This window comes from Microcoleus anatoxicus, from assembly GCF_042465725.1.
Classification (GTDB): domain Bacteria; phylum Cyanobacteriota; class Cyanobacteriia; order Cyanobacteriales; family Microcoleaceae; genus Microcoleus; species Microcoleus anatoxicus.
This window is the reverse complement of sequence record NZ_CP120853.1, coordinates 866,908-890,478: the sequence shown is the minus strand read 5'-3', so window position 1 is coordinate 890,478 and position 23,571 is coordinate 866,908. Positions and strand designations below refer to the sequence as shown.

Genomic DNA, 23,571 nt, shown 5'->3' with positions numbered 1-23,571 from the left:
TAACCAATAACCAATAACCAATAACAACTAACAACTAACTTATGCAACTTATATATGACTTTGTGGCAACAAGTTTTACCCTGACATTACCAGACATATCCCAGCCATTGCTGCTTGGGCTAGCAAATTGTATCATTTCTTTGTGTTACTTTGCGATCGCCTCACTGATTAGCTTAGGTTTGTGGCGAAACCGCCAATTCGGCTTCGACACCTTCGCCACAGTCACAGCATTCATATTTTGGAGTTGTGCCTTGGGGCACAGCGGCCACGCAGCAGAACACTTAGGATTGCCACACTCCCCTGTTTTGCAAACAGTGTCCGATTGGATTACTGTAATTCCGGCGATCGCCTTTTTAAGCCTCTCCAACCGCTACAGCTTATTAGTAGGTTCCACCCAAATTCTGCAAGCTAAAAAAGACACAGAACAAGCCCTTAGTGAAACTACTCAGCGATTTCAAGCCATCTTCGAGCAAGCTTTTCAATTAATAACGCTATTGGAACCAGACGGTACTCTGATCGAAGCCAATCAAACAGCCCTCGAATTTGGTGATTACGAACCCTCAGATTGGCTGGGCAAAAAATTTTGGCATACACCTTGGTGGGCATCATCCCCAACAAACCAGCAACAGCTAAAAACTCACATCAAACAAGTATCCGCAGGCAAATTTATCCGAGAAGAATACGAAATCACCGGAATCAATAACCAAGTGACAGTAATTGACCTGTCATTGAAACCCCTATTAAATGAAGCTGGGGAAGTATTTCAAATCCTCGCCGAAGGTCGGGATATTACCGAAAACAAACAAACCGAAGCTCAATTGCAGCAGCTAACCGCAGAACTAGAGCAGCGAGTGTACGAAAGAACCGAACAGATTGCCCAAACCAATGCACAATTGCAACAAGAAATTAGCGATCGCACCGCAGTCGAAAAACAGCTATTACGCCTCAAATCAATTTTAGAAGCAACAACAGACTGGGTAGCTATGGCAGATGCCAAAGGGCACAGTCTTTATATGAACCGCGCCACCAGAGAAATATTGAATGTTGGAGACAGTACCGATTTAGCAGGAGTCAGCATTTCTGACGTGATATCTCCCAAAAGTAAGGACACTATTGTGAAAGTCGGCATACCAGCAGCTTGCCGAGATGGGGTGTGGAGTGGCGAGATAATTTGGCAGACTTTAGAGGGTAAAGAAATACCAGTTTCTCAAGTAATCATTGCTCACAAATCCGAGGGTGGAGAAGTAGAATTTCTGTCAACGATCGCCCGAAATATTACCAGTCGCAAGCGCACGGAACAAGCTATGCAGCAAAACTTGCAAATGCTCGACCTCGCCAGCGACGCTTTGATTATTCGAGAACTAGACGGCACGATTAATTACTGGAATCAGGGAGCCGAGCGAATGTACGGCTTTTCTAGACAAGAAGCTGTTGGTAAAGCTACTCATAGCCTGTTTGATACCATCTTTCCCAAACAACAACCTTTAGCAGCAATCTCGGTGCAGCTAGAACAGCAGGATTATTGGGAAGGAGAACTGATTCATACCACCAATCACAACACTCAAATTACAGTATTCAGCCGCTGGACTTTGCAGCGAGATGAACAGGGAAACCCTAAAGCAATTTTAGAAACAAACAACGATATTACAGAGCGCAAGCAGGTAGAAATCGAAAACAAAAGATTGATTGCGATCGTCGAAAACAGCTCGGATTTCATCGGCATAAGCACAATTGACGGACTGCCAACATATCTGAATCCTGCTGGCATGAAGCTAAACGGAATTAAAAGTATCGAAGACCTCAAAAGCAAAACTGTATTGGAATTCTTCTCGCAGGAAGAGGCGCAAATATTCATAGAAGAGATTGCTCCTGCTGTCATGCGAGATGGCTTGTGGGATGGCGAATTCCGGTTGAAAAACTTTCAAACCCAGGAAATTATTCCCGTTGACTTTACCTTATTTACCCTCAAAGACCCAGAAACAGGCGAGCCTATTGGTTTAGCAACTGTAACGCGGGATATTCGCGATCGCAAACGAGCAGAAGAGATGTTGCGCGATCGCGAAAGACTATTCCGAGCCATTTTTGACCAGTCATTCCAATTCATGGGGCTACTCAAACCAGACGGCACTGTTTTGGAAATCAACCAAACAGCCCTAGCCGCAGCCGGGGTGGGAATAGAAGAAATAGTAGGTACTCCGTTTTGGGAAACTGTGTGGTGGCAGATTTCCCCAGAAGCCAAACAACAGGTGCGTGAGGCGATCGCCTTAGCCGCCGCCGGCGAGGTAGTCCGCTACGAAGCAGACGTGCTAGTTGCAGGCGGTGCAGTCGTAACCGTTGACTTCTCCCTCAAGCCCATCAAAGACGATGATGGCAAAGTCATTCTGCTGATTCCCGAAGGCCGCGACATCAGCGATCGCAAAGCCCTAGAACGAGAACTCAAGGTGCGACAAGCACGCTTTGACGCCTTTTTCGCGGCTGCACCAGCGGGAATGTTTATCACCGACGACCAAATGCGGTTCGTACAGTTCAACCAGAGACTCTCCGAACTCGGTGGCCAGCCAGTTTCAGCATATATCGGCAAAACAGTATGGGAAGCTGAACCAGGAATGGCACAGACGATCGGACCACTGTACGAGCGGGTTCTGAGTAACAATGAAGCGGTTTTAAACATGGAATTATGCCATGCAACTAGCGCACAGCCAGATGTGATGCGGGATTGGCTATCGTCTTACTTTCCGCTACCGGGAGAAGATGGAAAGCCGATCGGGATTGGCGGTTTCGTCTTGGAAGTGACCGATCGCAAAAATCTAGAACGAGAACTCGCCTTGCGTCAAGCCCGCTTTGACGCATTTTTTGCAGCCGCCCCAGCCTCAATGTTTATCTTTGACGACCATTTACGGTTCGTGCAAGTAAATGAAAAATTAGCCGAAACCACCGGTTCCTCAGTATCGGAACACCTCGGCAAAACGGTGAGGGAAATTGCACCCCAAATGGTCGATACTTTAGAGCCGATGCTGCAAAATATTCTGGGGAACAGCGAACCTGTTTTGAACATCGAGTTATCCGGTACAACCCTGAGTCAACCGGGCGTCATGCGGTATTGGCTGGCTTCTTACTTTCCTTTGTCAGGAGAGAGTGGCACACCGATCGGTGTCGGCGGAGTAGCAGTCGAAATTACCGATCGCAAACAAGCAGAACAAGAGCGCGATCGGTTTTTCACCCTGTCCCTCGACTTGTTGTGCATAGCCGATTTTGAAGGCAAATTCAAGCGCGTCAATCCCGCTTGGGCAATAACCCTCGGTTACACCATAGAGGAACTGCAAGACCAACCTTTTCTCAATTTCGTGCATCCAGACGATCGCGAACAAACCGCAACCGAAGCCAGCAAAATATCCAGCGGCGTCGAAACAATCGCTTTTGAAAATCGCTACCGCTGCAAAGACGGTTCCTACAAATGGCTGTCATGGAAATCGCGACCTTTGGTCGAAGAAAAGATCATGTATGCAGTGGCTCGCGACATTACCGACAGCAAACACGCAATTAGTCAATTACAAGAAACAACCGCCCAGTTAGCCCGTTCCGAATCCGAATTTAGACAGCAAAAAAACCTCTTGCAACTGCTAATTGATAGCATTGGTGAAGGCGTAGTTGCAGCCGACACAAAAGGCAATTTTTTCCTGTTCAACCCCGCTGCCGAAAATATATTTGGCTTGGGTTCTACAGACACACTGCCCGACGAGTGGTCGGCAAAATACGGTTTATTTTTGAGCGATGGAGTCACTCCCTATCCCACCGCCGACATACCTTTAACGCGGGCCATTCGAGGAGAAGTAGTTGACGAAGCAGAGGTTTTCACCAGGCACGCAGCCAAGCCAGATGGTGTGTGGGTAAAAATTAACGGCCGGCCGCTCAAAGACGAAACAGGGGCGATCCAAGGTGGGGTAGTTGTCTGTCGCAACATCACCGAAGAAAAAGCATCTACCAAGCGAATGCAGCAGTTGGCAGAGTCACAAGAACGCTTACTGCAAGAACTGAAAACGCGACAAAATGCCCTCGATGAATCCGCCATCGTCAGCGAAACAGACCTCAAAGGCATCATCACCTACGTCAACGAAAGATTCACTCAAATATCTGGTTACAGTATGGGAGAACTCCTCAACCGCGACCACCGCATCATCAACTCCGGCTATCACCCCAAATCATTTTTTCAAGAAATGTGGTTGACCATTACTCGCGGTTTAGTGTGGAAGGGTGAAATTAAAAATAGGCGTAAAGACGGCTCTTTTTATTGGGTAGATTCCACCATCGCCCCAATCTTTGACACCTATGGCCAAATCATTAAATATATTGCCATTCGCTTTGACATCACTGAACGCAAAGAAGCCGAAGAAGGACTCGAAAAATTAGCAGGACAACGCAAAGCAGAAGCTGATTCGATGACACAGCAAGTCCTCAAATTATTGGGAGAAATTAAAGGAGCAGCTCAAGGTGATTTGACCGTTAGGGCTGAAGTTACTAACGATGTTTTAGGTGCTGTCGCCGACTCATTTAACTTCCTGATTGGTTCCCTCCGAAAAGTTGTTACCGGAATTCAAACTTTAGCAGAACAGGTAACATCAGCCACCGATGAGTCAATTAGTAATACCAGCCAACTGACGCAACAAGCAGAAGTTCAAGCAGCCAAAATATCTGCCATCATGCAAGAAATCGATCGCATTGTCAATTCAATCCGTGACGTGCGAGATGTTTCGGTACGTGCCGAAACAGTCGCCCAACAATCTTCTCACACCGCTGAAGCCGGCGGTATGGCGGTCGATCGGGCTGTAGAAGGCATTAACGAACTCCGACTGACAATCGCCTCAACCTCAAAAATGATGAAACGTTTAGGTGAGTCTTCCCAACAAATCGGCAAAATTGTGACATCTATTTCGCAACTTGCTTCCCAAACTAATTTGCTAGCCCTGAATGCTACCATTGAAGCCGCGCGGGCGGGGGAACAAGGTTTAGGTTTTGCAGTTGTAGCCGAAGAAGTGCGAAAATTAGCAGAAAGATCCGCCGGTGCGACGGAAGAAATCTCCGAAATTGTCGGCACAATTCAAGAAGAAATCAGTCGTGTAATGAAGGCAATGGAATCAGGGACACTGGAAGTAGTGGAAGGTACTAAACTCGCCAGCGAAGCTAAAACTCACCTGAACGCCATCATCGAAGTTAGCCGGGAAATGAACGCTTTGGTGCAAAATATTACTCGCGCCTCAGCCAAACAAACAATTTCGGCAGAGGAGATTTCTAACAGTATGCAGCAAGTGAATGAGATTGCGAATACAACCGCTCAAAAAGGTTCGGATGTTAAAGCATCTTTGGACGATCTATCTGGTTCTGTTAGCAAATTGCAAAAGTCTGTGGCGAATTTTAGGAGTTAGTTGACGGTTGACGGTTGACTGTCAGCAGGTCGGACACGGCAATGCCCATTGGTGTCAACTTAAGCTATAGCAACCGCCAGTCCTCTCGCCTACCCGCCAGTCCGCCAGGGAATGAATTCCCTGTCTAATAGCTAAAGTCCTCTTAAGAGGACTCATGAGTTCTTCAGTCCTCTTAAGAGGACTTTAGCTTTGAGGCAGGGGTTTAAACCCCTGTCGGACTGTGGAATGAACCTGGTTGTTGACACCAATGGGCTTTTGGAGTGTCCTGATGGTTAACTGTCAACAGTCAACTGCCAACTGCCAACAGCCCACTGCCCACTGCCCACTGCCCACTGCCCACTGACTAATATGAATGATATCGACTTAAACGAATTAATAGATGCTTTTACCGCTGAAACCCAAGAGTTTTTGCAATCAATGGAAACCAACTTATTGGGAATGGAATCAGGAGATTTAAAACAGCGAGAAGCCGCAGTAAAAGAACTGTTTCGGGCAGCTCACTCCATAAAAGGTGCTGGTTCGATGTTGGGGTTTCACAACGTATCTGCCGCAGCTCACGCTCTGGAGGAGTGTTTTGTCATTTTTCGCGATCGCACAGACTTGTCGGCCCTGGAACCAGCAACTGTGACTGTTTTGCTACAAGGTGTGGATGCTCTCAAAAAAATTACTACCGAATCAATTCACCACTCCGATGTCAACACTCCCGATCAAAGGTCAAACTTAGAGGCGATCGCCCAAATTCAACTTCAGTTCGAGCGTCAATATGGCAAGCCAGAACCACCACCACCTCCGGTAATCAGCAAGTCGCCGGCCCCAGAAACCCTAAAATTGATTTTTGAACACGAATTACCACCAGTCTTAAATCGCCTAGAAACCGAACTTTCCCAAGCTTCTGAGGCTGATTTGGCAAAAAGTGTGACCGCACTCAACCAGGTTTATTACCAACTATCCGGTTTAGCTGGAATGTTGCAATTGCCAGAATTTGGGAAAGTTGCCGAACCCCTCAGAGATTTGATCGACTCAAAGGATTTAACACTAGAACAGTTGCAATCCCAGGGTTGGGCGATTGCTCAAAACCTACAAACCGCACGTCAGCAAATATTAGCAGGAAAGGCGATCGACCCCCCCAAAATCTCCCCCGCCACTCAGGAAGAAAGCCAACCAGAACCCAAAACTAAGACCACCCACACACCATCCACCGCCCCTAAACAATCCCCAGTTCCCAACCCCCAGCGCCCCACAATCCGAGTAGACTTAGAACGCTTAACAGAATTAGTCAATCTAGTTGGGGAATTAGTCATCAACCGTACCAACTTAGAACTTCAAGAATCCGAACTCCGCAGCGAAGTCAAGCGCATCCGTCGCAGTATTATCGATTTGAACCAATTCGGTGGCCAGTTGCGAGAAGAATATGACAGGATGAGTTTTGGAGACTGGAAAAGTGCCAATCACAACCCAGGAATCGGAAAATTTGCAGAACTCAACAAAGAAATTTCCACTATTACTAACGGCAAATCCTCTAGACCCAATTCTCACTTTGATGTCTTAGAAATGGATCAATACACAGAGTTCCACTCTACAGCCTCTGAAGTTATCGAAACCACCGAAGCAATTGCTCAATCTGCCACCAAATTAGACTCCTTATCCATGAGATTCGAGCGCAGTATCGACCAACTGCGCCGCATCACCGAACAACTACGCAGTCGCGTCATGCAGTTGCGAGTAGTAAGTTTCAGTCGCGCCGTCGATCATTTGCCACGAGCACTCAGGGATATGTGTCTCACCTATGATAAAGATGTCAACCTGCTGCTGTTAGGACGCGATACCAAAATTGACGAAAGTTTGCTAGATGCTTTGCGCGACCCGTTGGTACATCTAGTGAGAAATGCTTTTGACCACGGCATCGAAATGCCAGAAATTAGGCAGCAAATGGGCAAACCCGCCAGCGGTCAAATTGAAATAGAAGCGCGACACCAAGGAGGTCAAACTATTATCACTGTCGCCGATGATGGTAAAGGTATTGACCCGGAAATCATTCGCCACAAAATTGTGAAAAAGGGTTTGGCGACAGAGGAACAAGCCGAAGATTTTTCGATTGCGGAACTCTACGATTTTCTATTTTGGCCTGGTTTCAGCACAGTCGAAGAAGTGAGCGACCTTTCAGGGCGGGGAGTTGGCCTAGACGTGGTACGAGCGAATTTGCGGACGGTTCGAGGCACTGTAAAGGTGGATTCTCGCCTGGGAAAAGGCACGAGTTTTATCATCAAACTGCCACTTTTACTGTCGATTACTGACGCCTTGATGGTGAAGACCGATCGCAATAAAATAGCAGTACCACTGGATGCAGTCGAGGAAATTCTCCACATCAAAGCCTCCGAAGTGCACACCGCCGGAAATCAGCCCATGCTGTGGTGGCGGGAGGAATTTATTCGTTTAGTGCGACTCCAAGACTTGCTCGAATATAGCGTTTTAGGCCCCGATGCCCCCTCTCCTGACCCTTTAACCCAAGAGCACATTCCGGTGCTAGTCTTAGCTTCTAGCGAAGGAATGCTAGCGGTTGCCGTGGAACGGCTCATCGGTCAGCAGGAAATTGTGGTAAAACCCTTACCATCGCCTCTGTCTAAGCCTCGCGGGGTTTTGGGAAGTACGATTTTAGGAGACGGGCGAGTGGTGACTATTTTGGATGTGGATGATTTGGTGGGTCAACCTGTGGTAAATAGTTCGATCGCCCCTGTGTCTGGTAAAGTACCACATTTAGCACCAACTTCGAGTCATGCACCGCAAATTTTAGTGGTAGACGATTCCTATACAATTCGGCAATTGCTGTCATTGATGCTGACTAGGGCTCGCTATCGAGTAGTGCAGGCGAAGGACGGCTTGGACGCCATCGAAAAGTTGCAAAACGGTCTCGATTGCAGTTTGGCGATTGTGGATATTGAAATGCCCCGGATGGATGGATTTGAATTTTTGCGATCGGTGCGATCGACCCAACGTTTTGCTAAAATTCCCGTAGCCATGCTAACCTCCCGCAGCGGTGAAAAACACCGCCAAATGGCAATGGAACTAGGCGCAAATCAATACTTCACCAAACCTTATAGCGAAACATTACTGTTAGAAGCCATCCCCAAATTAATCAAACATCAAACAATATGATTAACGAACCGCGAAGACACAAAGAGCGCGAAGAAAGAACAGCATTTTCTTCCTTCCCCCTTGGGGAGTAGAGGGTGGCAGGGGGGTTCTTCCTTCGCGTCCTTCGCGCCTTCGCGGTTCAATAATCTTCAATCCAAAATCCCAAATCGACATGACTCACGCCAACTACAATCGCCGCTTCCGCAACCAGAAACAAACAAATGCCAGATCCCCTGCCCGCAAATTAGTTTCCTTTGACCTAGGCAGCGTTTATTATGCTGTTCCCATTGAACGAGTACAGCGCGTTGTCAAAGACTTTAATCCCTACGGTTTTTTAGATAATGGTAATAGTTTAGTCAGGCATCAGGAAGAACTAATTACGCTAATTGATTTATCGAAAATATTTACATCCACTAAAAGTATGGCTGACTGCAACTACCTAATTGTTTGCACTTTCAATCAAGGCGATCGCTTGGGAATCCCCATTCCTGATATGCCGAAAATATTAGAAATTTCCGAAGCAGCTTTTTGCGAAATTCCCCTATTGTACCGCCAACAGCAACTACCTGCGGCTGTTGAAAAATTAATTCGCGCACCGGATGGTTCCGAAGTCTTTTATTTAAATTTGGATTTATTGATCTCTATTTAGCTCAGTTATAACATAGAATATAAATGGTATTTTCTCAACGATATATGAAAAAAAATACAATGAAAAAAATTACAATATTCTCGATCGCCCTACTGATGTTGGCAGCAATTCCAGAGTGTCCCCAGGTGGGACTGGCGCTAAGTGCGATCGGCCAACCAAAAACTCCCCAACCACCCAAAAAAGACGACCCCAAAAACCTCGGCTACGTCTCCCCGGAATTTGCCGAAAAGGTATCCCAACAGGAAATTGAGCAAATCAACGCCAACGTCGAAACCCTGCTGCTAACTCAAAGCTGCATCCGCTGCGACCTCCGAGGTATAAAATTAGTTAACCTTACTTTAAAAAACCCGATCGTTACCGGAGCAGATTTATCAGATGCCAACCTCAGCGGAGGTACTTTCGAGTTAGCAGATTTTGTCAACACGAACCTAGCACGCACCGACTTAAGCGGCTCAGTTTTAATAGGAGCCAGAATCAGCAATACTAATTTCAGGAAAGCTAACTTAACCAATACTAATTTAGACGGTGCTGACTTGCGCTTTGCTGACTTGAGAGATGCTAATCTTTCTAATACGAACCTCCGCAATTCTAACATGGATGGTGCTAGTCTCGATCGAGCAAGTATGGGAGGAACAACTATGCCAGATGGCAGGAAAAATTAATGATATTAAATTCATCATGCCTGACGGCTAGCTATATTAACCGCCATGCAATTAAAGTCGCGGTTTTACCTTTAGCCGCGATCGGTTCGCAAGGTTCAACCCTTAGATTTTGTGACATCCTTTGATAAACAGCATCAGAAATAGTAATCGCACCACCAGGCGTGGCACTTTCTAAGCGTTTTGCTGTATTGACAACATCACCAATCACCGTATAAGTCCGAACATCTTCACCGCCAAATAGCCCTTCAATAACGCTCCCGCAATGCACCCCGCATCCCGCACCAATTCCATATAATTCAAGCATTTCTAAAGCAGCTTTACTCATAGATTTAGCCGCAGCAATTCCCTGCTCTGGCGTAGCATAAATCGCCATGACTTCATCGGCGGTAAATGTTATTCTTAAAGGCTGAAACTGAGCAACTGCTGGTTCAACACAGCGGTAATATTCATTGAGAACCGCTGCAACTGTCTCAGGGGAAGTTTTTTCGCACCAACTTGTAAAACCGCGAATATCCATAAATAAAATCGTGCGATCGCACTTTTGAAAAGCCAAACCTGCTGGATTATTAAGCGCTGTTTCTACTACATGACTTCCCATCCCCCATTCGGCCATATTTCCCAGTAGTTGAGCAGTTTTTTGTAGCTGCTTTCTTTGTTTGAAAATCTGTACCGACTGCAACCCCAAAAGCAAACCGATAAACACCATACTCCAAGTAAGAAACCAGTGCGTTGCCGTCTGCGAAAATGTCACTATCAATTCTAAATTAGGAATTAAATATTGAGACTTAATCCCAATCACAACATAAAAAGCTACCACCATCAGAGCCCTTACCAAACTTTCTAGTGGAATCAGCCAATCATCAATACCCTTAGCCCAATGGAATCGCAATCCTTGCAAAATAGCAATCATCAAAGAAAATAACCAAAAGACAACGTGAGTAGGATTTTGGAAAAAATCTAGCCCGTCAATCGGCACATCAATCAGCGTATAGATGCCAACGCAGATCAGGTTTCCCCAAAAACGGTGGCATTTCGAGTTCGACAGATACCAAGCCTGAACAAGCATTGCTACTATCAGTAAATATTCAGTTGGATCTGTGATAAATTTGAACAAACCAGCTAATATTAAGTCTGATAAACTCTTCAGAATTAAAAAATGGCCGCTGTTACTTAATATTTCACTGAGAAATGCACTGGTGCGACTTCCTTGTAGCCGACTTTCCCATACATTTTTTGACTTGAGACTTGATTTTGCCGTTTCAATACTTCTATTTTTCATCTTAATTAAAGGTCAGCGACCAGAGAATTATTGTATACCAGTCCCCCAAAAAAGATGCAATTGTAGAGAGGATTCAAACCACGATATTCATCAGTAATTCCCCGACAAACAAATCTATTAGCTATCTTCCTCTGTTGTTTGCGGGCGACGTTTCCGAAAAATACCAGTCATATTGATTCCTGTTACCAGCAGAAAAATCACACCCAAACCTACCAAAAACACATAGATTGGCATCAAAAAATCTCCCAAATATTCTCCTTGGTGGATATTCAAAAAAACTTCTCCTACCTCTTTCGGCATCTTAAACCAGCTTCTGCCAATTCGATAGATTAGACCTGTCACCGTACTGACTGTTAAAGGCAATAAAATAATCGGTGCAGCAATACGGTGAACCTTACGAAAATCAAGTTTAGCACCTGGTCTTTCAGGGCGTGCGCCACCAAAAAATTTGGTCATCGTCAAACCAGTGACTATCAGCCCAATCACTCCCAAAGCCAGCAAAAGCACATAAAATGGTCTGAGTTCCTTTCCGAGATAGCTTCCTTGGTGAATATCCATAAAAATCTTGGCAGCATCACCTTCTATGCCAAACCAATCTTCTCCCAGCCGATAGGCAACACCAGTTAATGCACTCAATAGTAAAGGGATGAAAATAATCGGTGCAACTTGGCGGTGAAGTTTGCGAAAATTAATGCTAGCCATCTATTTATTCTCCTATTTGTTAGATGTTTTGTTGTTGACAAATTAGATATTCTTGGACTAACGGGTAGGCAGAAACCGGGTTTTTTTGCGAAAGTATTTCGTTGTTACCCGCAGATTCGGTAAAAAACCCGGTTTCTTTGGTCGAAGTGGGTAAGTCCTGTTGTGAAAAACCAGGCTAAGGCGCAAATCCTAGCATTATTAAAAAGTGAAATCAGCCGCGTTAAGATTTCCAGCATTAACTCCTTTCAATACTACTAAATATTGACCGGTGCCTGCTATCTGCAACAGAGTATCGCTTGCATAAATTCCAGTTCCTTGAGTGATATTAATGTTAGCAAATCCTAAGCCATCTTTCAGTTTCAGTATGTCTGCGCCTTTTTGAAAGTCCGTGATGAGATCAGCGAAAGGGAGAGTATTTGTAGCCGATCGCCCTTCTAGCTCAAATAAATCCGAACCTATACCGCCGGTCAGAATATCTTTGCCCTTCCCTCCTTCGAGAATATCATTGCCTGCACCGCCGTCAAGCGTGTCTTGACCCTTGCCTCCTTCTAGTTTATCGTTGCCGCTGTTGCCAGTCAGAATATCATTGCCCTTGCTTCCTTTTAAAGCAATATTATTGCCAAGAATTCCTGTCAAGTTGTCATCACTATCTGTACCTTTAATTTCATTCTCGTAGAAATGGCCGTCACTTTCGTATCCATAATTACTAACACTCCCTGAAGTACCGTTTTGATAACCACTTTGGTATCCATCATTGCTGCTACTACTTATGTACCCAGAATTGCTGTTACCATTTCGGTACTCAGAATAGCCGTTGCCATTTTGGTACTCAGAATAGCCGTTGCCATTTTGGTACTCAGAATAGCCGTTGCCATTTTGGTACTCAGAATAGCCGTTGCCATTTTCGTAACGGCTGTCATCACCACTTTCGTAGCCAGAATTGCTGCTACCAATGTTGTAACGGCTGTCATCGCCACTTTCGTAGCCAGAATTGCTGCTACTAATGTTGTAACGGCTGTCATTCCCACTTTCGTACCCAGAATTGCTGTTCCCACTTTCGCCACTTTCGCCACTTTCGCCAATTGAGAGTTGGTATCTCTCCGATGATGTTCGATCGACATCGATAGAATTGTCTTGTGTCACATAAGACTGTCCCACGCCTGTCCAAATTTTAGTTTGGTTGCTCATCTGTTAGATCCTCGTTGTTTAAGTCATCTACAATTACTGTGACAAAACAAAGTAAAGAACTCGGAAAGACATAAAATTTATTTCATCCGCCTCGAAAACCTCTTTAACCTAAATATCAGCCCATTTTCGCAGCAAATTAGCAATGCTTTTGGATAGCAAGTCAAACTCCGCTGTCTTTCCAGACTTCTGAAAAAGGGTATCGCGAACCGTATCCAAATCAAAGAGAATTTCTCGATTATGAGCATCCCGAACTAAACTCTGCACCCAAGTCACCGCCGCTAGTCTTTCACCTTCAGTGACAGGTTCCACACGATGTAAAGTTGTAGTAGGATAAACAACCATTGAACCAGCATCAAGTTTAAAAGCTTGTTCGCCTTGGGTACTTTCAATCACTAATTCCCCGCCCGTATAAGTTGCAGGATCGCTGAGAAATAGAGTGAGAGACAAATCCGATCGCATTAGTTCTTCATCTCCCATAATCGCATTGTCAATATGTGTCCCGTAGTACATTCCTCCCTGATAGCGACTAAACATAATGGGACGAATTGCTTTAGGGCGCGCCGCTATTTGGAATAAAGAATTGCGTTTTAGTGCTTGATTGACTAAATTTCTGAGTTCCTGAGTTGGAGCCGCATTATTTTTTAGTTGAGCATTATTTTTTACTTGTTGGGCGTACCAACCTGCTGTTAACTTCCCATCGACAAATTCAGCATTTTTGAGGCGATCGATAATTAATCCTAATTCCTCTGAAGTCAGAATATTTGCCATACAGATAATCATTGGGGACACTCCTACAGGTTGCTAATGGACTCGCATTGTAGCAATAAGGTAATGTCTGTGCAAACAATTTTTAGAGGTTTTTGGTTCTTTCCGAGTTCTTTACTTTTTTCTGGGATAGTAGCAGTAATACCAAATCCTGCCTTTTTATCTCCTCTATGATTCGGCGGTTGAAACCGCTACTACACAAACGAAGTCCGCCTCCGCGGACTAAGAAATAAAGGGGATTTTTAACCCGGATTTGGTATAATCACCCAGAATAAGGCTTTTTGAAAGATGCAAAGTAAAACTAAGATTTGGCTCGGCATTGGAGCTTGTGTTTTAACCTCTGTAGCTGCTAGTGCGATCGCATCCCAGAATGATAGCAGTGTTAATCAATTTTCCCCTATTTCTCTGTTAAGTAATGCTGCTAATTCATCGATGAGCAACAGCAAGCCGGTTAAACCGATCGTCTTAATGAGTAGCAGTGGTGGCGAACAAGGAGAAAGCGGCGAAGGGAAAAAACCAAAACCCCGGAAAAAAAGTAGTTTTACTTCTGAATTTTCCTTGACAGATAGTAATGTCACAATGACAGCTTCCAAGGGCGGGGAAGGTGGAGAAAAAGGAGAAGAGGGAGAAAAAGGAGAAAGCGGTGAAAAAGGAGAATCTGGGAAGAAGAGTTAAGGTTTTCTATTAATATCAACTCTTAAGCTATAGCGATCCTAAATCATTTGCATAATTCTTGTAGGGGCAATCCCCCCGTGGTTGCCCAATCTCTCTAAATCATTTGCATAATTCTTGTAGGGGCAATCCCCCCGTGGTTGCCCAATCTCTCTAAATCATTTGCATAATTCTTGTAGGGGCAATCCCCCCGTGGTTGCCCAATCTCTCTAAATCATTTGCATAATTCTTGTAGGGGCAATCCCCCCGTGGTTGCCCAATCTCTCTAAATCATTTGCATAATTCTTGTAGGGGCAATCCCCCCGTGGTTGCCCAATCTCTCGGAGGGCGGGCACGGGGGCACCGCCCCTACATATCTGCATGAATGATTTAGGATTGCTATACTGAGGAGAATTTTACTTGAAAACAGCTACCTACTCCTAGCTGACTGGTAACGCTAATTTCTCCTCGGTGGCTTTGGACAATTGCTTGGGCGATCGCCAATCCCATCCCCAAACCCCCTGCACGGCGATTTCTCGCTCGATCTGCTCTCCAAAATCTGTCGAAAACTAACTTGACATCTTCTGGAGCAATGCCGATACCAGTATCCTCTACACTCACAATTGTCGATCGATTCTGTTTGCTCAGAGAAACAGTCACAATTCCGCCCGCTGGTGTGTAATGAATTGCGTTTCCAATCAAGTTGGAAAACAAACGAGTTAGCTGTGCAGCATCTCCCATTACAGACGTATCAATGGCTAAATTTGACTTGAGAATAATTTGCTTTTCTTGAGCTTGCAGTTCCCACAAATCTAGCAAATCCTCTAATAGTTCGTCTAACGGAACCGCTATCCACTCGCGGGCGATCGTGGCTGCTGGTGCATCCATTCTAGTTAATAAAAGTAAGTCTTCAACTAACTGAGTCATCTGTTTAGTAGCAGAGGCGATCGCCACCATTTTCTTAACATCCGCTGCATGAATTCTCTCAGGATGACTCTGCATAACTTCCACAGAAGTTTTAATCGCCGTCAGCGGACTTCTCAACTCGTGAGAAGCATCAGCAGTGAATTGTTTTAACTGCTGAAAACTATCCTCAATTGGCTTGAGAGATTGCTTAGTCAGCCACAAACCACCAACCGCAGTCAAGCTCAGGAAAATAATACTTCCATAACCCAAATTCCAGCGGAGTCTGCTGAGAACTTCTTCGACTTCTTTAGTAGATTCGCTGGTGCGAATATAACCTTTTAATTCTTGTTTTTTATCATTATAAGAAATATAAACTGGAATTGTCGCCGACCGAATTTGCCCGTTTTGTATGGTTTGGAAACCCGATTTTATTATTACAGGTGGTAAAGTCTTGCCGGAATTTCCTAACATTTTACCTGCTTCATTAAACCATTCTACAGATTGATCTGGTTCTCGCAGATTTTGCCAGGGAATGTCTAAGTCTCCGTCTTTGTCTAACTGGCGCGTTAGTTTTTCGCGATCGAGTTCAATCTGAAAGTCATCATTGCGCTGTTCACTTTGTTGATGAGATAGATCGCCTTTTTTTTCTGGATGTTCTGAAAGGTGCTGCTTTTCGATCGCAACTAAACTGTGAGAAGCTGCTTGAGCTAAAACCTCCAATCGCTGGTCTAATTCTTGATACAGACTGCTGGCAAATAATTCATAAATAGCAATAGCAGAAGTCCCTAAAATAGCTACCATCACTGTTAAGTAAGATAGCAATAAACGCCATCCCAAAGCTTGAAATTGGGGATTAGAGGTTTTGGTTGAGCCGATAACCCATGCCATAAATAGTCTCAATAAAATTAGCTGGTGCGCCTGCTGCTTTCAGTTTTTGTCGCAAACCCCGGAGATGAACTTTTACGGTTTCTTCTCCTGGCGAGTCTTCAAAAGCCCATATATGGTCTAGGATAGCACTCCGTGTTAAAACGCGCCCTCCTGTTCGCAAGAATAATTCTAGCAAACTGTACTCCTTTGGTGTAAAATGCAGCAATTTATCGCGATAAGTAACTTCGCAGGTATTCGGGTTTAAGCGCAGATTTTCCCACTCTAATACTGGTGGCAAAGTTGTACTTCCCCGCCGCAGTAAGGCTCGAATTCTTGCTGCTAATTCTGGCAAATCGAAGGGTTTAACGACATAATCATCAGCTCCGGCATCTAGTCCTATGACTTTATCATTGCTGGTGTCTCTGGCTGTTAGCATGAGCACGGGGGTTTTTAAACCTTGTCGGCGCAAGCGCTGACATAGGGTAATTCCATCTATTTTTGGCAGCATCACATCTAGCAGAATTAAGTCATAGGTAAAAGTTTCTGCAAAGTTCCAACCTTCTTGACCGTCGGCGGCTATGTCTACGGCATAATGTTGGTCGGTGAGGGCTTCTGCTAATGCTTGGGCAATGCGATCGTCGTCTTCTACTAATAGAATCTTCATAAGCTGTTACGCTTTTAAACCACTAACGAGGCCTGTAGGGTGCGTCAGCTTCGCTTTCATCGGCAAGGGAAACGAGCAAGGGCTGACGCACCCTACAATACTACAATACTATTTTAAATGCTTATATATAATGCGGACTAATGACTCATACTTGCTAGGGGTTCCCAACTTGTGACATCTTCAAACAAAGCTTGATAGCCCGCGACATTGGGATGAAGACCATCTGCAATTAAGCGCGATCGCCACCAATCACTACCCCGATCGCACCATTTGTCAAAAATATCTAAATAGGGGATTCCCCGCTCCAAACAAGCCACTCTGGTTGCTTCTTTATATCGATACTGGTCAGCATGACTGTAGTACAAACAATCCTGAAAAGGCATTTTACTTTCATCCACCGGCACCATCCCGACAAAAATCACTGGACAAAGTTGTTGTGACAAATTTAACAAGTGATCTACAACGGTTTTAAAATGATCGAAATCAGTATAATTGCGCCCGATCGCAGATTGTACTCTCGCCGAATCATTCAGCCCTACCGAAATAATCATCGCATCCGGGACACGATTTCTGAGTTCACCACGGTGACGAAACTCATTCTCTAGCCGTTGGGAGACTTGATAAGCGCGATCGCCCCGAACCCCCAAATTATAAAGAACGTGTCCAGGACTCTCCGACAACATCCATTGGCGCCGCAGTCGTTCCACCCAGCCCCCGCCCACATTGTCGCCAAAACCATAGATTAAACTGTCCCCAAACGCCACTAATTTCATGGGATGAGAAGTTATCGGACGCAATTGACTGAAGGAATGGGCTGTGGCTACCTGCATAACAAAACGGTACTCAATGAATAATTGACATATTTACACTATATTTCAATGGGACTCGATCGCCTTCAACCCGATCGCACTTAGACCAATTTAATGGGTCGTTACACATATTCCGATCCCCCTAAATCCCCCTTAAGAAGGGGGACTTTGATTGGACTCTTGTCCCCCCCTTCTGAAGGGGGGTTAGGGGGGATCGAATTCTATGCAGCTTCATAAAAAATTGGTATTAGACCGTCGATTTACCCTAATTTTTTGGTAAACTAGAATCTCACATCAGATAAGTAGGTAGTCTCATGGCTAAGCGTCCACCCTTTGATTCAACTCAGCTAACCCGTAGAGCAGAAGAGTTGATCAGTGCTGCATCCAACCGCTATCGGATTACGGTGCAGGTAGCGAACCGCGCTAAACGTCGTCGCTATGAAGATTTTGACAACAATGACGACCATCAAATGAAACCAGTGATGCGGGCTATATTTGAAATGTCTGACGAATTGACACAGCCGGAAATTATCGGAGATATCTAGTATTTGGAGAGTTTTGAGGTGCGAGCAATTATTTTGACTCACACCAATTTTTTATGAGGCTGCATAGAATCCGATCCCCCCTAGCCCCCCTTAATAAGGGGGGGACAAGATTCTGATCAAAGTCCCCGCAACGATGCGGGGGATGCGAGGGGGATCGAAATATGTGCAACTTCACATTAAATTGGTATTACACTCAAAACTTGCTGAAATTATTTAATAATTGAACAAATTATCAAAACAGTGAAGAAATTAAAGCTGACCTTGAGTTTTTTGTTAATTACTTTGAGTGTGGCTATTTTCACGCTTTTGAGTTGGATACTGGAATCGGGCCAACTCAGTTTATCGGCTTTGGAACCATCAGTCTTACTGAATCCTCCATCTATTTCTCAGATCCAAATTGCTCAAGAAGCCTCGCCACGACAAATCAGAGTCCAAGATGCTTGGAAATTTGTCTATCAAAAATTGCCTGATTTCCCCCTCGCCAATAATTACATTTCTAAAGAAACTGGAAAAGTAGACCCCAATAATACTTTAGTCGCACGCTTGATTCGATATCATGTGTTTGTCAAAGGACGGCCACCCAATTATCGCTTTGATTGGAAATTGAGTTTAGCTGACTATTTGGGCGTGACTCCCGATTATTTGGTCGAAAGTGTGTATCCCGGAAACGATGTTTTGCGCTCAAATCCCTTGGAGGGCGATCGGGCTGCGATTCAAAGTTTAAATAGAAGTCAGCGGGATGCTTTGGTTCAAGCTTTGGTTGATGTTTTTACAGGGGATTTGGGCTCATCAGACCCCAAAGCACCGGCGGGAGGAAAACCAGAAGGGCGATCGAACTCCCCCACCATACCTCAACCCCAGCCAGGAGATGCCAAGTTACTAGCACCTTAAAAATTTTTTTCAATGATTAGGTAGAATCATAATTATGCCCCTCTCTTCTCTTCCTCTGTGTTCTCTGCGTTCTCTGCGGTTAAATCATCCGATATCAAAAATTTCTCCATGGTCGATCGCGTAATTAAGACAGGTGACGGATGGCGTTTGGGATGGAACCCCAACAGCACCGAGTTTCAGGGTTTAGTGGGCGGCGATGGTTGGGCGATCGAACTCACCGAGGCTGAGTTGAACGATTTTTGCAGCCTACTAGCCCAATTAGCCGCCACCATGACTCAAATGGCCAGTGAGTTGATGGAAGAGGAAAAAATCGCGATCGAAGCCGAAAGCGATTTAGTGTGGGTGCAAGTAGAAGGCTATCCCCAAGCTTACAGCGTGCAATTCATCCTCAGTGCTGGTAGGAGGTGTGAGGGTTTTTGGCCCCCGGCTGCGATACCTGGTTTGACCCAAGCTGCAAAAATTTTAAAAGTTTTTTGATTTTGTTTGACTTTTTCCTGAATTTGATGATATGCTGTTAAAGCTGTCGGGACGTAGCGCAGCTTGGTAGCGCACTACTTTGGGGTAGTAGGGGTCGCAGGTTCAAATCCTGTCGTTCCGATTGTAACAAAACCCGCTCATTGAGCGGGTTTTACTGTTTTTAGAGTTTTTTTCACCTTCTATGCAGTCTCTCCCTCTACAATTTTAATTTCCTCAGCCGTCAATTCATACAACTGATAAACCAGTCGATCTATTTCTTTTTCTAATTCTGTGGTGTCTGCTTTGGGATCGGATTTTTTGGCGATCAGGATTTGATCGACTATTGATTCAATTCGTATTACAATTTTTTCATTGTCAAATTGAACAGGTAAATTCTTTAAAATTGTTGGTTTAATTTGCGCCAATGTTCTATTCACTTCCATAGATAACAATCTATAGAAATAAGTTAATAATTTTGAGTTTAAAACACCAACCAGCAATTTATTTGAATATTTACCATTACTCGCCATTACATACAATCCATCTGTCGTAAATATTTGATTAACATCTAATCCCAAAATTATTCTGTCTCCAGTAATTACACCAATAATCTTTTCTTGTTTAAGAAATATTTTTTTATTTCTTGGTCGATGCAAAGACCAAAAAGGATGTTTACCTTCCTCAACCTCTTGACAAGTTATCTGCTCCTTAAACGTTTGTAGATAGTTGAGAATATTAGGAATAAGTTGACAAGCGTCGCTTTTTTGTGTATAAATAATTTTCTTACCAACATCTTGAACTAGATATTTTTTGAGATCGCGACCACCTGTAATCGTAGAAAAAATAAAATCTTTTTCCAATAAACATCTGTGAATAATTTGATCGTCAACAATAAAAGCATCTTTAAAATCAGGACTTATGCCTCTTTGAATCTCATCATTATCTACTAACTCAATCAATCTGGTATGTTTATATTTATTAATTATTTTATAACCACTAAGATTTTTTGTAGGAATAGCTTTATTGGGAATATCCTCGAAAAAAGATGTATTGATTTCTGTTAGTAAAATATTAGATAGCTTGTCAGAGCCACCAATAGAATATTCGCCAATCAAAGAAATATTGCTAATGTTAGATGTGAGGAGTATGATACAAGCAGGTCTTGAGACATCTTCAAAAATTGCATCTCCTAAATTCAAAGCTATCTCTAATTGAGATTTATTGAATATTTTTTCGCGTAACTTTTCATTGTCAATTTGATATAAAATCACATCAGGAATAATTTGACATACCAGACCAAATTTTGATTTCAGGGAAAATGTTAAATTAATAAAAAACATAAAAGAATCTACCATCCTAACAACAATGTCAGAATTCATAGCTTTTATATGTTTTAGCTGATTAGGATCTATATTGGCCCCCCAAGGTGGATTCCCAATCACCACATCAAAACCCACAAAATCACCATCATTATTCAGCACTTCAGGAAACTCAAACCGCCATTCAAACGCATTTTCGTAAATTTTGCCACTTTCTATTTCCTCAATTTCAAATTCTAACTTATCAATCTCATTACTTAACTTAGTGATTTTCTTTTCCCGTGCCTTTTGCTCCGTCGTTGATTCCTGAAATAACAACATTTGATTCTCTAAATTATAACGCTCACCCTCAAGATTTCTCAACTTAGTCTTTTTTGAATCATTCCCATAAAGTGTTGTGCGAAAATTTCCCTTAATAGATGAGATTATGCCTTCCATTTCCCGTTTTTGCTCCTTACTTTCAGCATTTCGGTAAGTTTGCACAGCATTTTTGTAACTATCAATATCACACTTGCTTTTCCTTAAAGCTTGTCGCAAATCAACATCCAACGCAAAACGGCTAATCAAAGAATTACCACATTTGATATTGATATCAATATTTGGTAGAGTTTCCAACTCCGTGTAATGACTTTCGGCTTTATAATAAGCATTTTTCAAAATTTCAATCCATAACCTCAAACGACATATTTTGACTGAGTTTGGGTTAATATCTACACCAAATAAACAATTTTCAATAATCGTCTGTTTTTCGTGAAATAGAGTTTCTTGTATCCGTTGACTTTCCGGGCTTTTGGGATTATACTCAAATAATAATCCATCATCATCGGTGACAACTAACTCATCATTTGCCACCTCAACCTGATAATCTCTTAATGTTTTCCCTTGTTTATCAATCAAAATTTTTAGTTCACTTTTAATCGCGATCGTTTCATTAAGAGCCGAAACTAAAAAATGTCCAGATCCCACAGCCGGATCGCAAATTTTGAGACTATTGATAATCTGATTAGCTTCTTTCTTGTCTTTAATATTGTCGTACAAGTCGTTAATATTTTGGCAATTCCAGCCTTTAATTTCATTAAAATTCTGCACAACGGCTCGGCGAATTGTTTCGCGGCACATATACATAGTAATGAAGCCTGGAGTAAAGAAAGCTCCATCTTTATAACCGTTGATTTTCTCAAAAATTAACCCAAGCACAGAAGCATTAATCAGCCGTTTATTGTCTTCCTTAATTTCTGATGAACCTTCGCTGCTGAAATCGTAAGCATTCAGAAATTCAAATAAATATTCCAAGCCATTAAGTTCGCCTGTGCGCTTTTTCCCGTTGCTATCTTTCAAGACGCTAGATGATAAAATCGGCAGATTCTCATCCCGGAGATTGCTAATAGAAATAGTTAAGTGTTCGAGTTCGGTTAGCTCAAATAATGAACTGTTTAAATAAGGAACCTTGGCGAAAATATTTTGGATACTACTACTTCTTTCCTGTGGTTGGCGCGCCAAAACGCTAAAGAAAAGGCTATTTAGATCGTCATAGTTCTGTACTTTGCTTAAATTCAAAAATGCCAAGGATTTATCGCCATTGTGATATTTAATTAACTGCGCTTCTAATAATTTCAGGAACAGGATGCGATTTACCCAAGTGATTGCTAATTCTAAGCCAACATTAAACAGTCTGTCTTGGTAAGTATCGCCAAACTGTTCTGGTTTTTCGAGTCGGGAGATTTTGTCTAAACTATCAAGTTGCTCGATCGCATTTTCAATCAGTGCACCAATATTGCGGCCTTCTTTTTTCCGCCCGATCAGTTTTTTGCCGCCTGCTTTGGTTTCCGTCAAACCGATGATGTGGAGTAACTCGCTGTAAAATGCTTTATCCAGACTGTTGTTATCATTCGCAAACGGTAATTTCAATAAATGCTCTGGTGAAAGCAGCTTAAATAGTGGAATTAGTTGATTGTCATCTTGCTTTTCGGTATTCCTTAAAGATTGTTCGTAGTCTCGAAGATCGAAATGGGTAAAAGTAATCTCGTCTTTGATTGCTTCAATAGCAGGTGCCGCAATTTCTTGATAGAAAAAGTCGGTTTTTTTGCCGGTTAGTCTTCCTGCTTCAAAATCGGTAAATAGCTTTACCAGTTGTTGATTCTGAGCAAAGGATTTTTCAAAAGTACCAGCATCAAAAATGAACCACTCGTAAACATTGGTTGCGACTAAATATTTGATTTCAAGGTTTTTTCCCGAAATGCGATCGCGCAAAAAATAGAGTACCAATTCCTGAAAGGCTTTGCTATTGAGATTGTCAACCTTAAGCATCTCGCCTTTGTTGGTTGGCTTTTTAGCTTCCAGAATTACACCAACGCTGTTTTTGGCATCTTTTCCGTTATGAATAACTAGGTCATTGCGTCCTTTTGTGTTGATGAAATGATTGGCTCCATAATAAGTCTCACGCAAAAACTGCGCCACCAGATTTTTGTGAAATTCCTCCGATTCTGCTTCGTTGATGTGGTCGATTAATCTAATCAGATTGTGTTTAAATTTTTCAAAATCATCCCGATTGGGTTTCACCTTAAGGAATGCTTTATTTAATGCTTTTATCGGCGGTATTTTATTTGGGTTCATCTGCTTTTAAATTTAATTTAATTATGATCAAATTAATTAATTATGTTTAATTA

16 protein-coding genes and 1 tRNA gene are annotated in these 23,571 nt (G+C 43.3%); 9 read left to right on the top strand and 8 right to left on the bottom strand.

The features are described from left to right. The first annotated feature begins 41 nt into the window (after positions 1-41). The 4 genes from P2A85_RS03775 (at position 42) to P2A85_RS03760 (ending at position 9,863) form a co-directional block, all read left to right on the top strand. A complete protein-coding gene (locus tag P2A85_RS03775; protein WP_377477624.1) occupies positions 42-5,420 on the top strand; it encodes a PAS domain S-box protein in 5,379 nt (1,792 codons plus the stop codon). A 348-nt stretch (positions 5,421-5,768) separates the two neighbouring features. Further along, positions 5,769-8,573 carry a response regulator gene (locus P2A85_RS03770; protein ID WP_377477622.1) on the top strand — a complete coding sequence of 935 codons (2,805 nt, stop codon included), beginning with the start codon at positions 5,769-5,771 and terminating at the stop codon, positions 8,571-8,573. Between the two features lie 151 nt (positions 8,574-8,724). After that, positions 8,725-9,201, top strand: a complete 477-nt coding sequence (locus P2A85_RS03765) for a chemotaxis protein CheW (RefSeq protein WP_377477620.1) — start codon at positions 8,725-8,727, stop codon at positions 9,199-9,201. 59 nt (positions 9,202-9,260) lie between these two features. After that, positions 9,261-9,863 (top strand): pentapeptide repeat-containing protein, encoded by a 603-nt coding sequence (locus tag P2A85_RS03760; RefSeq protein ID WP_377477618.1) that lies wholly within the window; start codon positions 9,261-9,263, stop codon positions 9,861-9,863. Positions 9,864-9,894: 31 nt separating this feature from the next. On the opposite strand, the gene P2A85_RS03755 is transcribed toward P2A85_RS03760, so the two are convergent. From P2A85_RS03755 to P2A85_RS03740, 4 genes are all read right to left on the bottom strand, one after another. After that, positions 9,895-11,142 carry an adenylate/guanylate cyclase domain-containing protein gene (locus P2A85_RS03755; protein ID WP_377477616.1) on the bottom strand — a complete coding sequence of 416 codons (1,248 nt, stop codon included), beginning with the start codon at positions 11,140-11,142 and terminating at the stop codon, positions 9,895-9,897. Between the two features lie 117 nt (positions 11,143-11,259). Then, positions 11,260-11,844, bottom strand: coding sequence for a PepSY domain-containing protein (locus P2A85_RS03750; protein ID WP_377477614.1), 585 nt, complete (start codon positions 11,842-11,844; stop codon positions 11,260-11,262). A 198-nt stretch (positions 11,845-12,042) separates the two neighbouring features. Next, entirely contained in the window at positions 12,043-13,032 is a 990-nt protein-coding gene (locus tag P2A85_RS03745) for a calcium-binding protein (protein ID WP_377477612.1), read from the bottom strand. Positions 13,033-13,140: 108 nt separating this feature from the next. Then, a complete protein-coding gene (locus P2A85_RS03740; RefSeq protein WP_377477610.1) occupies positions 13,141-13,800 on the bottom strand; it encodes a Fe2+-dependent dioxygenase in 660 nt (219 codons plus the stop codon). A 285-nt stretch (positions 13,801-14,085) separates the two neighbouring features. Here P2A85_RS03740 and P2A85_RS03735 point away from each other — a divergent pair, with 285 nt between their 5' ends. Further along, on the top strand, positions 14,086-14,472 hold the full coding sequence (locus P2A85_RS03735) for a hypothetical protein (protein ID WP_377477608.1): 387 nt from the start codon (positions 14,086-14,088) through the stop codon (positions 14,470-14,472). 375 nt (positions 14,473-14,847) lie between these two features. Here the strand turns inward: P2A85_RS03735 and P2A85_RS03730 are convergent, their stop codons facing one another. From P2A85_RS03730 to P2A85_RS03720, 3 genes are all read right to left on the bottom strand, one after another. After that, positions 14,848-16,242, bottom strand: a complete 1,395-nt coding sequence (locus P2A85_RS03730) for a sensor histidine kinase (protein ID WP_377477606.1) — start codon at positions 16,240-16,242, stop codon at positions 14,848-14,850. After that, positions 16,208-16,885 (bottom strand): response regulator transcription factor, encoded by a 678-nt coding sequence (locus P2A85_RS03725; RefSeq protein ID WP_340521823.1) that lies wholly within the window; start codon positions 16,883-16,885, stop codon positions 16,208-16,210. Before P2A85_RS03725 ends, P2A85_RS03730 begins: the two co-directional genes overlap by 35 nt. A 137-nt stretch (positions 16,886-17,022) precedes the next feature. Beyond that, entirely contained in the window at positions 17,023-17,715 is a 693-nt protein-coding gene (locus P2A85_RS03720) for a GDSL-type esterase/lipase family protein (protein WP_377477604.1), read from the bottom strand. A 293-nt stretch (positions 17,716-18,008) separates the two neighbouring features. Between P2A85_RS03720 and P2A85_RS03715 the strand changes: the two genes are divergently transcribed. The 4 genes from P2A85_RS03715 to P2A85_RS03700 all read left to right on the top strand — a co-directional run bounded on the left by P2A85_RS03715 (position 18,009) and on the right by P2A85_RS03700 (position 19,728). Further along, a complete protein-coding gene (locus P2A85_RS03715) occupies positions 18,009-18,239 on the top strand; it encodes a DNA-directed RNA polymerase subunit omega (RefSeq protein WP_340521819.1) in 231 nt (76 codons plus the stop codon). 261 nt (positions 18,240-18,500) lie between these two features. After that, complete coding sequence (locus tag P2A85_RS03710) at positions 18,501-19,130, top strand: hypothetical protein (RefSeq protein WP_377477602.1); 630 nt, start codon at positions 18,501-18,503, stop codon at positions 19,128-19,130. Positions 19,131-19,238: 108 nt separating this feature from the next. Next, positions 19,239-19,607 carry a DUF1818 family protein gene (locus P2A85_RS03705; protein ID WP_371115160.1) on the top strand — a complete coding sequence of 123 codons (369 nt, stop codon included), beginning with the start codon at positions 19,239-19,241 and terminating at the stop codon, positions 19,605-19,607. 47 nt (positions 19,608-19,654) lie between these two features. Next, a tRNA-Pro gene (locus P2A85_RS03700) sits at positions 19,655-19,728 on the top strand. Positions 19,729-19,786: 58 nt separating this feature from the next. On the opposite strand, the gene P2A85_RS03695 is transcribed toward P2A85_RS03700, so the two are convergent. Then, positions 19,787-23,518, bottom strand: a complete 3,732-nt coding sequence (locus P2A85_RS03695; protein ID WP_377477600.1) for an Eco57I restriction-modification methylase domain-containing protein — start codon at positions 23,516-23,518, stop codon at positions 19,787-19,789. Between the last annotated feature and the right edge of the window lie 53 nt (positions 23,519-23,571).

Bases quoted from the DNA above. Each gene is read 5' to 3' on its own strand.
- P2A85_RS03705 (WP_371115160.1), top strand. From the start codon at position 19,239: ATGGTCGATCGCGTAATTAAGACAGGTGACGGATGGCGTTTGGGATGG.
- P2A85_RS03760 (WP_377477618.1), top strand. From the start codon at position 9,261: ATGAAAAAAATTACAATATTCTCGATCGCCCTACTGATGTTGGCAGCA.
- P2A85_RS03770 (WP_377477622.1), top strand. From the start codon at position 5,769: ATGAATGATATCGACTTAAACGAATTAATAGATGCTTTTACCGCTGAA.
- P2A85_RS03730 (WP_377477606.1), bottom strand. From the start codon at position 16,242: ATGGCATGGGTTATCGGCTCAACCAAAACCTCTAATCCCCAATTTCAA.
- P2A85_RS03755 (WP_377477616.1), bottom strand. From the start codon at position 11,142: ATGAAAAATAGAAGTATTGAAACGGCAAAATCAAGTCTCAAGTCAAAA.
- P2A85_RS03720 (WP_377477604.1), bottom strand. From the start codon at position 17,715: ATGCAGGTAGCCACAGCCCATTCCTTCAGTCAATTGCGTCCGATAACT.
- P2A85_RS03775 (WP_377477624.1), top strand. From the start codon at position 42: ATGCAACTTATATATGACTTTGTGGCAACAAGTTTTACCCTGACATTA.
- P2A85_RS03765 (WP_377477620.1), top strand. From the start codon at position 8,725: ATGACTCACGCCAACTACAATCGCCGCTTCCGCAACCAGAAACAAACA.
- P2A85_RS03725 (WP_340521823.1), bottom strand. From the start codon at position 16,885: ATGAAGATTCTATTAGTAGAAGACGACGATCGCATTGCCCAAGCATTA.
- P2A85_RS03735 (WP_377477608.1), top strand. From the start codon at position 14,086: ATGCAAAGTAAAACTAAGATTTGGCTCGGCATTGGAGCTTGTGTTTTA.
- P2A85_RS03745 (WP_377477612.1), bottom strand. From the start codon at position 13,032: ATGAGCAACCAAACTAAAATTTGGACAGGCGTGGGACAGTCTTATGTG.
- P2A85_RS03715 (WP_340521819.1), top strand. From the start codon at position 18,009: ATGGCTAAGCGTCCACCCTTTGATTCAACTCAGCTAACCCGTAGAGCA.
- P2A85_RS03740 (WP_377477610.1), bottom strand. From the start codon at position 13,800: ATGGCAAATATTCTGACTTCAGAGGAATTAGGATTAATTATCGATCGC.
- P2A85_RS03750 (WP_377477614.1), bottom strand. From the start codon at position 11,844: ATGGCTAGCATTAATTTTCGCAAACTTCACCGCCAAGTTGCACCGATT.
- P2A85_RS03695 (WP_377477600.1), bottom strand. From the start codon at position 23,518: ATGAACCCAAATAAAATACCGCCGATAAAAGCATTAAATAAAGCATTC.